General features: G+C 68.0%; 13 protein-coding genes. 10 read left to right on the forward strand and 3 right to left on the reverse strand.

Annotated features, from left to right (window positions below):
• The first annotated feature begins 7 nt into the window (after positions 1 to 7).
• From rimK to VB737_RS08220, 5 genes are read left to right on the forward strand one after another with little or no spacing between them, the layout of a single operon-like run.
• Positions 8 to 1,444, forward strand: coding sequence for a 30S ribosomal protein S6--L-glutamate ligase (gene rimK, locus VB737_RS08200; protein WP_500312379.1), 1,437 nt, complete (start codon positions 8 to 10; stop codon positions 1,442 to 1,444).
• A gap of 24 nt (positions 1,445 to 1,468) precedes the next feature.
• Positions 1,469 to 2,266, forward strand: a complete 798-nt coding sequence (locus tag VB737_RS08205) for an ABC transporter ATP-binding protein (protein WP_500312380.1) — start codon at positions 1,469 to 1,471, stop codon at positions 2,264 to 2,266.
• Between the two features lie 36 nt (positions 2,267 to 2,302).
• Entirely contained in the window at positions 2,303 to 4,513 is a 2,211-nt protein-coding gene (locus VB737_RS08210; RefSeq protein WP_500312381.1) for a mechanosensitive ion channel family protein, read from the forward strand.
• Positions 4,506 to 5,099, forward strand: a complete 594-nt coding sequence (locus tag VB737_RS08215; protein WP_500312382.1) for a hypothetical protein — start codon at positions 4,506 to 4,508, stop codon at positions 5,097 to 5,099. Before VB737_RS08210 ends, VB737_RS08215 begins: the two co-directional genes overlap by 8 nt.
• A 24-nt stretch (positions 5,100 to 5,123) precedes the next feature.
• The gene (locus tag VB737_RS08220) at positions 5,124 to 5,774 is read left to right on the forward strand and encodes a PCC domain-containing protein (protein ID WP_500312383.1); all 651 of its coding nucleotides are present in this window, start codon (positions 5,124 to 5,126) and stop codon (positions 5,772 to 5,774) included.
• A 10-nt stretch (positions 5,775 to 5,784) separates the two neighbouring features.
• Here the strand turns inward: VB737_RS08220 and msrA are convergent, their stop codons facing one another.
• On the reverse strand, positions 5,785 to 6,363 hold the full coding sequence (msrA, locus tag VB737_RS08225) for a peptide-methionine (S)-S-oxide reductase MsrA (protein WP_500312393.1): 579 nt from the start codon (positions 6,361 to 6,363) through the stop codon (positions 5,785 to 5,787).
• Positions 6,364 to 6,494: 131 nt separating this feature from the next.
• Here msrA and VB737_RS08230 point away from each other — a divergent pair, with 131 nt between their 5' ends.
• The 3 genes from VB737_RS08230 to VB737_RS08240 all read left to right on the forward strand — a co-directional run bounded on the left by VB737_RS08230 (position 6,495) and on the right by VB737_RS08240 (position 8,400).
• A complete protein-coding gene (locus VB737_RS08230) occupies positions 6,495 to 6,776 on the forward strand; it encodes a hypothetical protein (protein WP_500312384.1) in 282 nt (93 codons plus the stop codon).
• Positions 6,777 to 6,920: 144 nt separating this feature from the next.
• A complete protein-coding gene (locus tag VB737_RS08235) occupies positions 6,921 to 7,181 on the forward strand; it encodes a hypothetical protein (RefSeq protein WP_500312385.1) in 261 nt (86 codons plus the stop codon).
• Positions 7,182 to 7,464: 283 nt separating this feature from the next.
• The gene (locus tag VB737_RS08240; RefSeq protein WP_500312386.1) at positions 7,465 to 8,400 is read left to right on the forward strand and encodes a phycobilisome rod-core linker polypeptide; all 936 of its coding nucleotides are present in this window, start codon (positions 7,465 to 7,467) and stop codon (positions 8,398 to 8,400) included.
• Positions 8,401 to 8,424: 24 nt separating this feature from the next.
• On the opposite strand, the gene crtD is transcribed toward VB737_RS08240, so the two are convergent.
• Positions 8,425 to 9,984, reverse strand: a complete 1,560-nt coding sequence (gene crtD, locus VB737_RS08245; RefSeq protein WP_500312387.1) for a C-3',4' desaturase CrtD — start codon at positions 9,982 to 9,984, stop codon at positions 8,425 to 8,427.
• A gap of 419 nt (positions 9,985 to 10,403) precedes the next feature.
• Between crtD and VB737_RS08250 the strand changes: the two genes are divergently transcribed.
• Complete coding sequence (locus tag VB737_RS08250; RefSeq protein ID WP_500312388.1) at positions 10,404 to 11,093, forward strand: hypothetical protein; 690 nt, start codon at positions 10,404 to 10,406, stop codon at positions 11,091 to 11,093.
• Positions 11,094 to 11,422: 329 nt separating this feature from the next.
• Here the strand turns inward: VB737_RS08250 and VB737_RS08255 are convergent, their stop codons facing one another.
• On the reverse strand, positions 11,423 to 12,322 hold the full coding sequence (locus tag VB737_RS08255; RefSeq protein WP_500312389.1) for a hypothetical protein: 900 nt from the start codon (positions 12,320 to 12,322) through the stop codon (positions 11,423 to 11,425).
• Positions 12,323 to 12,441: 119 nt separating this feature from the next.
• Here VB737_RS08255 and VB737_RS08260 point away from each other — a divergent pair.
• Positions 12,442 to 12,638: fructosamine kinase family protein (locus VB737_RS08260; protein WP_500312390.1), on the forward strand; the 197-nt coding region annotated here is incomplete at its 3' end.

Below are 12,638 nucleotides of genomic sequence, written 5' to 3' on the forward strand. Positions count from 1 at the left end.
CGGAGCCATGGACAGCGTCGACGGCAAGATCATCGTGGGCAGTGAGGAGTGGTGCAGCTTCCCGGACGCCGGGCTGCCGGCGATCAAGGCCCGCGTCGATTCCGGTGCGGCCACCTCCGCCCTCCACGCCACCAACATCGTTGCCTTCGAGCGCGACGGGCGCCCCTGGGTGAGCTTTGAGGTCCATCCCCTCCAGGGCGACCGGGCCGTGGTGGTGCGCCACGAGGCCCCCGTGGTAGCGAGGCGGGAGGTGCGCAACACCAGCGGTGTCTCGGAGAACCGCTACGTGATCCGGGAGCGGCTGGTGCTCGGCGAGCAGAGCTGGGAGGTGGAGCTGACGCTCGCCAACCGCGATGCCATGGGCTACCGGATGCTGCTGGGCCGCCAGGCGATGGTGGGCCGGATTCTGGTGGATCCGGAGGGCAGCCAGCACCTGCGCAGCCTCAGCGCCGAGGAGAGCCGGGCCCTCTATGCCCATGTCCGCCCGCGCGATGCCGGCCTGCGGATCGTGCTGCTGGCCAGCAATCCCGACCTCTACAGCAACCGCCGCCTGATCGAGGCCGGCGAGGAACGGGGCCACCACATGCGCTTCCTCAACATCCGCCAGTGCTACATCCGCCTGGATCCCCGCAATCCGGAGGTCCATTACCGCGGCGGCGACGTGCTCGGCACGGTGGATGCCGTCATCCCCCGCATCCGCCCCAGCGTCACCTTCTACGGCTGCGCCGTGACCCGGCAGTTCGAGTCGATGGGGGTGGCGTCCCTCAACGGTGCCCAGGCGATCACCGCCTCCCGCGACAAGCTCTTCGCCTCCCAGGAATTCGTCCGCGCCGGGCTCAACACCCCCGTCACGGGCTTCGCCGATTCCCCCCTCGACACCGTCGATCTGATCCGCATGGTGGGCGGCGCGCCCCTGATCGTGAAACTGCTGGAGGGGGCCCAGGGCAAGGGGGTGGTGCTGGCTGAAACCCAGAAGGCGGCCGAGAGCGTCATCAATGCCCTTCAGAGCCTCGACGCCAACCTGCTGGTGCAGGAGTTCATCAAGGAGGCCGGCGGCACGGATCTGCGCTGCTTCGTGGTCGGCGGCAAGGTGGTGGCCGCCATTGAGCGCAAGGCCGCCGAAGGCGAGTTCCGGGCCAACCTCCACCAGGGGGGGACGGCCCGGACGGTGCAGCTCGATGCACCCGAGAAACAGATGGCCGTCAAGGCCTGCAAGGCCCTGGGGCTGGATGTGGCCGGTGTCGACATCCTGCGCTCCCACCGCGGCCCCCTGCTGCTGGAGGTGAACTCCAGCCCGGGCCTCGAGGGGATCGAGACCGCCACCGGCCTGGATCAGGCCGGCAAGATGATCCGCAAGCTGGAACGCAAGCTCGGCTGGGGCCGGCCCCAGGCCGACGGCGCCATGGAGGCCCGGTCCCAGTCCCAGCCCCTGACCCCGGCCTGAGCGTGGCCCCATGACCACCCCCCCATGAGCAGCTCCCCCTCGGCCTACCTGGAGCTGGAGGCCGTCGAGGCCTGGCTGGGGCCCCGCCGCGTCTTCGAGGATCTCGATCTACGGCTGCACCGCGGCGAGCACACGGTGGTGCTGGGCCCCAACGGCTCCGGCAAGAGCTCGCTGGTGAAGCTGCTCAGCCGCGAGATCTACCCCGTGGTGAAGCCCGGCTCCTGCCTGCGCCTCTTCGGCAGCACGACGGTGAACCTCTGGGAGCTGCGGGGCCGCATCGGCCTGGTGTCCCAGGATCTGCAGGCCGCCTACGGGGGCCGGGTGCCCGCCGCCGATGTGGTGCTCTCCGGTTTCTTCGGTTCGGTGGGCATCGGCCGCAGTCAGGTGGCCACCGGGGCCCAGCGGCGACGTGTGACGGCACTGATGGAGCAGCTGGGGCTGGCCGACCTGGCCGAGCGCCCCTATGGCCAGCTCTCCGAGGGCCAGCGCCGGCGCCTGCTGCTGGCCAGGGCCCTGGTCCATGGGCCCGAGGTGCTGGTGCTGGATGAACCCACCAACGGCCTCGACCTCAAGGCGAAACACCAGCTGCTGGCGATCCTGCGCGAGCTGGCCGGGTCCGGCACCACCCTGCTGCTGGTGACCCACCAGATCGAGGCGGTCCTGCCCGAGATCCGCCGTTGCGTGCTGCTGCGCGAGGGCCGGGTGGTGGGCGACGGCCCCACCGAGGCGCTGCTGCAGGACGCCCCCCTCAGCGCCCTGTTCGCCACCCCCCTGCGGGTGTGCGAGGCGAACGGCTACCGCCAGGTGCTGCCGGCGGGCTGAGCCGTCATCATGCGGGGCATGTGCCGCGGCTTCCGGGTGCCCCGTCCGATCCGTCTGCCCCGTCTGCCCTGCCAGCTCAGGCCGCTGCTGGCGTTCCTGATCGCCTGCCTGCTGCCGCTGATGGGTGTGTCCCCGGCGGGGTTCTCCGCCGGCCCGGAGACCGCACTCCCCGCTCCGGGCCGGAACACCTACGTGCCCCTGGAGAGCCAGCCGTTCCACGGCCAGCTGCTGGAGCTGAAGCAGCAATGGACCGATGCGCCCCTCAACCAGGTGGTGGGGGACAGCCCGCGGGCCACCCTGCTCAACTTCTACGTGGTGATGGCCCAGGTGAGCCGCGACATCGCCCGGATCGAGGCCGAGGCGGCCGCCACCCCCGGGCTGTTCTGGTCGAGAGCCGTGCGCAACGAACTGGCGCTGATCAACAGCTACTTCGAGGAGGCGGTGAAGGCCCTGGACGTGTCGGAGATTCCCCAGAGCATCCGGGCGGATTTCGCCGATGAATATGCCCTCAAGCTCAAGGTGATCCTCGATTACGTCTTCACCCACAGCCGCAAGCCGTTCGAGATTCCTGATGCGGCCGGGATGAAGGCCCTGAACGAGTCACGGGTGAACCCCAGTGCCAGCTGGACCATCCCCGGCACCTCCATCACCCTGACGGATGACGGGCCGGAGGATGGGCGTGATCGCGGCTACCGGTTCTCCGCCTTCACGGTGGCCCAGATCCCCGGCCTCTACGAGGAGATCAAGCATCAGCGATCCCCCGCCGCGGGCCCCTCCAGCCTGCTGACGCCGGCGATCTACGACACCTTCAGCCTCAGGCCCGGCCATATCCTGCCGCCCAAGTGGTACCTGGCCATTCCCGAGGGGTTGCGCCGCAATGTGCTGGAGGCCCATCTCTGGGACCAGACCCTGTTCCAGATCGTGCTGGGGCTGCTGGTGATGGCGGTGTTCGCCTTTGTTCAATTCCGGCTGGTGCTGGCCCTGCTGGGCACTTATCGGATGACCGAGCGCTCCGCCAGGGGAAACCTCACCCCCGCGGCGATCTGGCGGCTCGACAACATCGCCTGGCACCGGGTGCTCCTGGCGGGCGTTGCCCTGCCCGTCACCCGGCTGGTGGAACTGCTGCTTGATCACTACGTCAACGTCACCGGCCTGCCGCTGCAGGTGCTGATGTACCTGCTCTACACGCTGTACTTCTGCTGGGCCGGGTTGTTCAGCTTCTTTCTCATGGAGGCCCTCGGCCGCAGCCTGGCGGAGTGGATCACGATCCTGCGTGGCCGGCGCAACGCCCTGCAGCTGAGCCGGGTCAGCAATCTGGTGATGCCCGTCTGCCGAGTGCTGGGCGCCGTCATCGGCATCTCCCTGATGTACCGGCTGCTGATCCTGCTGGGCTTGCCGGCCTCCACCGTGCTGGCCTTTTCCGCCGTGCCCGGCCTGGCCATCGGCCTCGGTGCCTCCAAGCTGCTGGGCAACCTGTTCGCCGGTCTGTCGATCCAGACCGACCGTCCGCTGCGGGTGGGGGAGTTCTGCCGCATCGGCAGCAACCTCGGCTATGTCACCAAGATCGGCCTGCGGTCCCTGGAGCTGCAGACCCACGAGAGCCGCATCACCATCCCCAATTCGGTCGTCGATGAGGAGACGATCGTCAACTACTCCCTGCGCGCGGGTCAGGCACCGGATGTGGTGCTGCATGTCTTCGAGCTGCACCTGCCCCTGCCGGTCGAGCTCACCCCCGACCAGCTGGACGACCTGGTGCATTACGGCCGCCTGTACCTCACCGATCTGCCGGGCTTGTCCGCCGCCCAGGTGTTCCTCGACCAGGCGACGGACGATGGAGAGCTGCTGCTGCGCTGCTGCGGGCAGATCCACGCCCCCAACTGGACCGATTACCTCACCCTGCGGGAAGCGGTCCTGCTGCGATTGCGGCAGATCCTCGATCAGGTGATCCGCTCCCGCATGGTGATCGGCGTGGCCTACGACACGAGCCCGGAGCAGCTGCAGCGCATCCCGGACCTGATCGCTTCGCTGTTCGAGCACGAACCCCTTGCGGCCTTCCGGGCCTGTCGCCTGATGGCCATCAGCGACTTCAGCTACGACTTCACCTACGACTACCGCTCCTCCCAGCCCACCTATCCGGCGTTCAAGGATGAGGTGGCCCGCCTCAACCGGGCCCTGCTGGCCCTGTTCGCCGCCGAAGGGATCCAGATCCCCTACCCCACCCAGGCGGAGATCCAGCTCGATGGCTGAGCTGGCGCTTCAGACCCTGGCGGGCTGCGGCCTGGCGATCGGGGCCTATCCCCGCTTCCGCTACGACGCCCGCGACGGTGGCGGGGTGGGTGTGCTCGTCGCCGCGGATCCCGTCGGCGCCGACATCGCCAGCGGCCCTGGCCATGGCACCCTCCGCTTCGATCCCGCCACCCTGAGGATCCCGCCCCTCGACTGGCGCACCACCCGCTTCCTGGGGCTGCCGCTGCCCCCCGGCCTGGCGATCACGATTCATCCCGAGCAGCTCGAGGGCTGCCTCGACGCCGCCACCGGGACGATGGCGCTGCGCTTCGAGGCCCGCTTCCGCTTCGCTATCGGCGCCCTCTACCGCGCACCCGACCTGATCGTCGCCACCACCCTCAGCACCGGTCCGGTGCAGGGCCGCCGCCACCGGGCCAGCGGCCAGCCCCTCGACGGCGAGGGCCGGGCGCTGCTGGTGGGCGTGGCCCCCATCGCCCCCAGCGGTGATGCGTGGCTGGACCGCTTCCTGGGCTTGCCCGACGAGGCCCTGGCCCTGCTGCGCTGCCGCCTGCTGCCCGGGGCGCCGGAAGCCCAGGACTTACCTTGACCCCCTGCCACGCCCGTTTCCGCCATGCACCCCCTGCCGCTGCATCTCGGCCCGGGCAGTGATCTGCGCGCCAGCCTCGAGCAGGTGGCGATCGAGGCCGGCGCCTCCGGGTTCGTGCTCGGCGTGGTGGGTGACCTCTCCCAGGCCGCGTTCCAGTGCCCGGGCCTGGAGGAGCCCACCGTGTTGCAGGGCCACCTGGAGATCATCACCCTGCAGGGCACCGTGGCGCCCCAGGGGGTGCACCTGCACCTGAGCCTCTCCGACGGCGACTGCCAGGTGTGGGGCGGCCACCTCGAGCACGGCAGCCTGGTGCTCCGGGGCGCCGACCTGCTGGTGGGCTTCCTGCCGCAGGCCGGAGCACCCCAGGATCCGGTGCAGGCCGCCGTGGCGACCGCAGCGGTCCGGCCCACCACCCCCGCCTCCCCGGCCCATCCCCGGGTGGAGATCGCCGTGCGCAGCGGCTGTCCCTACTCGGCCCGGGCCCTGCGCATGCTGCGCACCCTCGGCATCCCCCATGTGGTGCAGCGCGCCGACGACGATGCGGCGCGGGCGGCGGTTGCCGAGCGCAGCGGCCTGGCCTCCATGCCCCAGGTGTTCATCGATGGCCAGCCCATCGGCGGCTACGACGCCCTGGCCGATCTCCACGGCCGCGGCGAGCTCGACCGCCTGCGCTGAGGCAGCGCCCCTAGCGGGACAGCTCCGGGAACTGCTGCTTCAGCCGGGCCAGTTTCGGCTGGTCATGGGCGACCACGTAGGGATGGGTCGGGTTGCGGGCGACGAAGTCCTGGTGGTAGGCCTCCGCCGGGGTGAAGCCCCGCCAGACCTCCACGGTGGTGGCGATCGGCCGGGGCAGCGCGCCGGAGCGGTCCAGCCGGGCGATGGTGGCCTCAGCCACCCGGCGCTGCTCCGGGTCGGTGGGGAAGATCGCCGAGCGGTACTGGGGGCCCACATCCGGACCCTGGCGGTTGAGCTTGGTGGGATCGTGGGCAACGGCGAAGAACACCTTCAGCAGCTCTTCGTAGCTCACCCGGGCTGGGTCGTAGGTGATGCGGATGCCCTCGGCGTGGCCGGTATCGCCACCGCTCACCCGTTCGTAGGCGGCGGTGGCCGGGCTGCCGCCGGCGTAACCGGTCACCACCTCGGTGACGCCCCGCACCTGTTCGAACACCGCTTCCATGCCCCAGAAGCACCCCCCTGCCAGCACCGCCGTGGCGCGTGGCGGGGGCGCCGCGGACAGCGGCAAGGCCAACAGGCCGGCAGCCATGGCGCCGATGGCGGCGGCTGAGGTGGGGTGTGGCGGCAGACGCATCCTTCGGCAGCCGGTGGCTGGAAGGATTACCGGCCTGGGCCCCCGACGGATTTCCCCGTAAGGTCGATCAGAGCGAAGGAACCTGCATGGCTGCCCGCCTCGCCATCGGCCCGGTGGACGTGAGTCCGGAGGTGCGCGAGTGGGTGGATGCCGAGACCCTGCAGCGTCTGGTGGCCCGACACCGCCGCGGCGACTGGGGCGTGGTGGATGCCCGCGACGCCCGTGACAACACCATCGCCGCCTACCGGCAGCAGGGGTCGCTGCGCAGCGTCTTCGATCTCGGCCAGGGGCTGCAGGTGTGGATCCTCACCCATGACCTGGGCACCGATCGGCTGCACACCCTGGTGCTGCTGCCCAGCGACGAGTAGCCCTCGGGGTTGGCGGCCCGGGATGGATGTCACCGTCAGGGGAGCGGCCCTCCCTTCACAATGTCTTCCGTCAGCTTGTGTTGCCTCCCCTCTGGACGCTGCGGCGGGATGTTGTACAAGGGTGGATAGGTCGTGGGAGACATGGTGACAATCGAGCTCCCGCAGCCCAGGCGCCAGTCCCGCCCGTCCGCTGAGGCCCGCTCCGCCGCTGAGGCCTGGTCACCGGCTGATGAACTGGCCGCCCTCGAAACCGTCTGGGCCAGCCTCTGCCAGGACGCGGCCAGCCCCGCCCCCGCCCTCCAGCTGCCGGTCATTTCCCGCTCCAGCCCCATCCGTGGGGGTGACGTACGGCCCGTGCGGCAGCGCCAGTCCCGCCGCATCGATTCCGGGCGGATCGCCTCCTGAAGCGATTCCTGCTTTTGGCGAGCTTTTCCTTTTGCAATCTTTCCTGCTGAGGCTGCAATCCTTCGTGGTGAAGGAATGTATGGATCCATCTCAGGGGACTGAGCGCTGTAACGATCCCGCCTGATTTCCCGGGATTCCGCTGAGAATCGCAGCTTGACATCGCCGGCGGGCACGGCCTCCCGGGGAACCACCTTCTGTGCTCCCGCACCGGTTCCTGCCTGAATCCGCCAGGTGGGCCGTCCGCGGCGATGCTCCTCCCTCTGCCCTTTGCCCTGTTTCCACCATGGCCCTGGTCCAAGCCCCGTCCCTTGGGATCGAGCGTTTCGCGGATGACCGCAACAAGGAGAACTGGTCCAAAGCCTCCCAGCAGGATCGTGACGCCATCATCCGCCTGGTGTATCAGCAGGTGCTGGGCCAGCAGTATGTGATGCAGAACGAGCGCCTCACCGGTGCCGAATCCCTGTTCCGCAACGGTTATCTCACCGTGCAGGAATTCGTGCGCACCCTGGCCAGGAGCGGCCTCTATCGTTCCCGCTTCTTCGAGAACTGCAATCCCTACCGCTTCATCGAACTGAACCACAAGCATCTCCTCGGCCGGGCTCCCCACAACAAGGCCGAGATGCTGCACCACTTCACGATCCTGCAGGAACAGGGCTACGACGCCGAGATCGATTCCTACATCGACAGCCCCGAGTACCAGGAGCGCTTCGGTTCCGACGTGGTTCCCTATCTGCACGGCTGGGATTACTCCGCCGGCCAGCAGGGGCAGCAGTTCTCCTGGCTGATGCAGCTGGCCGGTGGGGCGGCAGCCTCGGTGAAGGGCGACAGCGCCGGCACCCGCTTCAAGCTCGGCCGGGCCCTGCACCAGGACCGGGCCGTGACGGTGACGGTCCTCCGTCCCCGCTTCAGCGGTGAATCCTTCTTCCAGGCCAACCTGGCCCAGGGCGGCGCCAGCGTCGACGGTCCGATCTCCCGCAGCGGCCAGCCCACCGATCCCGGCCGCGGCCACCGGGAGGAGGCCCTGGTGGTGTCGGCCGGGGTGCGCGGCACCAGCTCCCCCAGTGGCCGGGTGGCCACCATCACCGCCACCGGGCTGGTGAACAACGCCGTGGTGCGCAGCGGTGCCTACGTGATGCGGGTGCCCTACAGCCGCATGAACGAGGCCCTGCAGCGGGTGCAGCGTCTCGGCGGCCGGGTGGTGCGCGTCAGCGTCAACTGAGCCACCACGGAGGGGGGCGGGGGGTCAGGGCCGCAGGTCCACCCCCCGCCCGGCCAGCAGCTGGCGGCAGGCCATCAGGGCCGACAGGCTCACCCCGGCCGTACCCTCGCCGGGGTGGATGGCATCGCCGCACAGCCACAGGCCCGCCAGGGGGGTGCGACTTGCAAGGCCGAAGGGCCCGAAGCGGCTGGGGTGCTGGCCCAGGCCGCCCACGTAGCCCCAGGGCCGGCCGGTCCAGCCGGCAAAGCCCCGGGGGGTGGCCAGCTCGCCGTGCAGCCAGTCGCCGGGTCCCACCCCCAGCAGCCGCTCCAGGCCTTGCTGGATGGCGGCCATCGCCTCCCGCTTCCGGGCCTGATACTCGGCCTCCTCCCCGCCGAACCAGGGACGGGCCGGGGTGAACACGCTGGCGATCACCGTGGCCCGCCCGGCGGGAGCCCGGCCGTCCCCCTCCTGGCTGACAGACACGAACAGGGACCCCGGGTCAGGGGCCTCCAGCTGCAGGTGGCTGGGGCACCCCGGCGGCAGCCTGTCCCGCTCGACGGCTCCGTAGAACACCAGGGCGCCGCTGGGTTCGCCCAGGGCCGCGAGCCGCCGCCGGTAGCCGCCGGGCAGGGACTCCCCCAGCAGGGCCGGCAGGGTCTGGGGGGGCAGGCTGACCACCACCTCAGGGGCGCCCAGTTGAAACGCCTCCCCCGGCGGACGGCTGTCCCCGGGCGGGGGCCCGCCGCGTTGGCCCGTGATCCGCCAGTTGCCCCCGGGCTGCTCCGGCGGCTGCAGCCGCTCCACCCGGTACCGCAGGCGCAGCCGGCCGCCGTGCCGCGCCAGGGCGCTCTCCAGGGCCTCGCTGAGGGCCTGCATCGACCCCTCCAGGTGCCAGAGCCCGAGCGGTTCCTGCACCATCGCCAGCACGGTGGCCCCGTACAGCGCGGCCGTGCGATCGGCTGGCTCCTGGGAATAGAGCCTCAGTTGCAGATCCAGGAATCGCCGCAGTCGCCTGTCGGCGGCGCAGCCGGTGAGTCGCAGCAGGTCGGCCATGGTGGCGGTGGTGAGCAGGCCGCTGGCCAGGTTCCCTGCCCCCAGCGCCCCCAGTAGCTGGCCCAGATCCCACCAGGAGCGCGGCGGCAGCACCGGATCCCGCGAGGCAAAGGCCCAGTTGGCCTTGTGCAGGGCGTCGCAGAGGGCCCAGAAGCGTTCGCTGCCCGGGAACTGGCGCACCCGTTCCTGCCGCCAGCGCTGCGGATCGCGCCAGATGGCCACCGGCTCACGGCCATCGGCCAGGTCCACCACGCAGCCCGGATCCAGGGGCACGGCCGCCGGCGGCGCCACGCCCAGATGGCGGAACAGGCGGGCATGGATGCCCGCGGGGGCGCCGTCGCCCGCTTCCAGCCCCGCCACCTGGGTGGCCCCCACGTCGAACACGTAGGGCCCGCGACGGAAGGTGCCGGCACAGCCACCGCTCTGGCGATGGGCCTCGAGCAGTTCCACCTGGAGCCCCTGCTTCGCCAGCAGCGCCGCCGCCGTCAGGCCGGCGATGCCGGCGCCCACCACCACCACGTCCACCTGGTCTCTTCCGCTGGGGGTCAACACTGCACCGATGGCTCCAACGGGATGCTGGCAGATCGGAGCGGGACACCGGCCGGATCGATCCAGTGCAGGGCGCTGCTGCAGTTGTGGTGCGGATGTACATCACAAGAGCGGCGATCAAATGTTGGCACTTATGAACTTCGTGACCGCCCTGTAATCGTCAAGGGCTCAGCGGAGGTGAAATCTCCTCCGTTCGAGGTGATGGCCTCTGCCACTGCGCCCATCAAATCCTCTAAGAAGCTTTGTGCGGCAAGGGGTCTGCCCTGGAGCCCATGCGCTTAGCACGCCTTTGAATACATCAGTGCTGTCTGGCCTGAATCGTTCCTTGCCTAAGGCCTGGTGGTGATTTGACCTATGTCAGACCGTGATACGGTGAAAAGTGGTTGAATGTCACATTGGTCCTCATTCCGTATCCAGCCATGAAGATTGTGTTCTCCGGATTGCGTGCGTCTGGACGCGATGATCAGCGATTGATCCTGTCGAAGTCTCTTTTCGGCGCTGCGGTTGTTGCGGCCGCTGTCACCGGTCTGTCCGCCGGTTCTGCGAAGGCCGTGCAAACAACCACCTGTGGATCGCCCACTGACCTGGCATTCGGCGATAAGACCGTGAGTGGCATCGTTTGCGATGGCGTTGGCGATGACACCGAAATCCGATTCAACAACTTCGGTCTGGCCTATGACTTCGGCAGCGTCATTGACCCTCCAACCCAGTCCGGGAAAATTTCCTATACCATCTCGATCACTGATCCCACCTTTGAATTTGCAGCCGTTGGACTCGACTCCGGCTGCATCTTCCCAGGTTTTGGTGGCTGTACGGTGACCAAGAATGTGCGCTGGAGTGGCGGATCCACTTCCTTGGTTTCCAGCAATGGGAATCCTGCCCCTGCCGATTATCTGTTCGCTGCTGGAGTCACCTCGCTCAACGTTGAGGATATCTTCATGGCGACCGGCAACTCTGCGGTTTCGACGGCAAACAACTTCTTCAGCCAGAGGCCAGGGGAGGTTCCTGGTGATGTTCCCGGACCCCTTCCCATTCTTGGTGCTGGCATGGCTTTCGGCTTCAGCCGTCGGTTGAGGTCCCGGATCAAGGCGTCTTCAACTGCAGTCTGAACTGGAATGAAGCCTCCTGGGTGAGGCCAGAGCTGTCCAACTCCATCCCTGGCCCTGGCCAGGGATTTTTTCTTGGCCGATCTTCGATTGGGGCTGATCTCTGGAGGATGACCGGCTGGATCTGTCCGGCTTCAGATGGCTCGTGGCGAGGGGGGTAGCGGGAGGGCCAAAGAGTCTTTCGGTGGCCATTACACGTTCAGAAGAAATGCGTTGATCGGCCGCTGTCCTGCCACGGCAGTGGATTCCTGGAGGGGGCAGCTTGAGACCAGACCAGTCCGCCGTGGAAAGACTCAGTGGTGTCAACCTAAACTGTGACCAGCTTGTTGCCATCAACTGCGTGTCTGATCTTGTTCGACCTCAATCCACTCTTGATCAATGACACCCTCGAAGTGACGACGTCCGTGCAGACGTCCTTTCCCCATCCGTGCTTGATGGCGGACCAGAATACTCTGCAATAGGGTGGCGTGATAGGGGGATCGGCGACCGATGGCAGCAAAGCCGAGGAAGAAGATCAGCATCCTTAGCGTGTTCCCAAAGGCCAGTCCCAGAGAGCGTTGCCACACATTGGACATGTTGTTGTCGAACTCATATTCTGCCCGTTTGGTGTTGGCACTGATGGCTTCCGCCAGGCGCTCCCTGATCACGGGGAATGGTTGGGGGAAGGACTCGGGGAGCGGCGCCTTGTTCCCCGGGACCTGGGCGTAGGCCCGGCGTAGTTCCGCGGGTGTGTCGGCTTGTCTGATCGCCTCGACGGCCTTCGATGCCTGGGTGAGGAGTTGGGTTGATTCCTGGTTTCTGGTCTGCAGCAGTTTCACACCGGAATAGATCTGAACGGGAATCAGAAGCAGATACCCCAAAGCCACCCAGGTGGCCAGGCGCCGCAGCAGTTCCGCTCGGTTGGCCAGTGGCTTGGACTGGGGGTTCAGAACGGCAGCGGCTGCTACCAGCAGCGCTCCAGTGAGTGGTGTGATGCCTCGGCTGACAAGAAAGCCAATCATGACGTCCAGCCAAGCTGGCTTGAGGAGGGCTACGGGCCAGGCCTGGAAGGCCAGTTCGACCAGGAAGTAGGCCAGAATGGCGACACCTACCCAATGAAGAACAGTTGCAAATTCAGCCTGTCGCTCGCGGGATGATTCGCGGGAATTCCGGACGCTAGTGGTCGTGGTCATCGTTACCTTTTCTGCCTCTACGGTGATCTGAATATCGTATGGATTCTTCAGTCTGGTCAAGCGAGTTTCACATGACTTGCAGGACGGAGCCGGCTGGATATGTTGGGATCGAGCCCGTGGCCGTGTAAGGCGCATCAGGCACCCCAGGGAACGGCAAAACCATTGATTTCTGCGCTTCCATGCCTCACCCCGCCACCCTCACCCCCTGGCTGGCCGAGCAGCTCGGCGTCGAGGCGGTCGGCTGGAGCGCGGCGGGCGGCGGCTGCATCCACAGCGCCTGGCGCCTGGATCTGGCCGATGGCCGCCGGTTGTTCGCCAAGACCAACAAGGCCTCTGCCCTGCCGATCCTGGAGGCCGAGGCCGAGGGGCTGCGGGG

It is taken from the genome of Synechococcus sp. BA-120 BA3 (assembly GCF_034931285.1).
GTDB lineage: Bacteria > Cyanobacteriota > Cyanobacteriia > PCC-6307 > Cyanobiaceae > Cyanobium.

Excerpts from the sequence above, each read along its gene's own strand:
- VB737_RS08240 (WP_500312386.1), top strand. The coding sequence starts at position 7,465 with ATGGCCCTGGTCCAAGCCCCGTCCCTTGGGATCGAGCGTTTCGCGGAT.
- VB737_RS08250 (WP_500312388.1), top strand. The coding sequence starts at position 10,404 with ATGAAGATTGTGTTCTCCGGATTGCGTGCGTCTGGACGCGATGATCAG.
- VB737_RS08215 (WP_500312382.1), top strand. The coding sequence starts at position 4,506 with ATGGCTGAGCTGGCGCTTCAGACCCTGGCGGGCTGCGGCCTGGCGATC.
- rimK (WP_500312379.1), top strand. The coding sequence starts at position 8 with ATGGACAGCGTCGACGGCAAGATCATCGTGGGCAGTGAGGAGTGGTGC.
- msrA (WP_500312393.1), bottom strand. The coding sequence starts at position 6,363 with ATGGCTGCCGGCCTGTTGGCCTTGCCGCTGTCCGCGGCGCCCCCGCCA.
- VB737_RS08220 (WP_500312383.1), top strand. The coding sequence starts at position 5,124 with ATGCACCCCCTGCCGCTGCATCTCGGCCCGGGCAGTGATCTGCGCGCC.
- VB737_RS08205 (WP_500312380.1), top strand. The coding sequence starts at position 1,469 with ATGAGCAGCTCCCCCTCGGCCTACCTGGAGCTGGAGGCCGTCGAGGCC.
- VB737_RS08230 (WP_500312384.1), top strand. The coding sequence starts at position 6,495 with ATGGCTGCCCGCCTCGCCATCGGCCCGGTGGACGTGAGTCCGGAGGTG.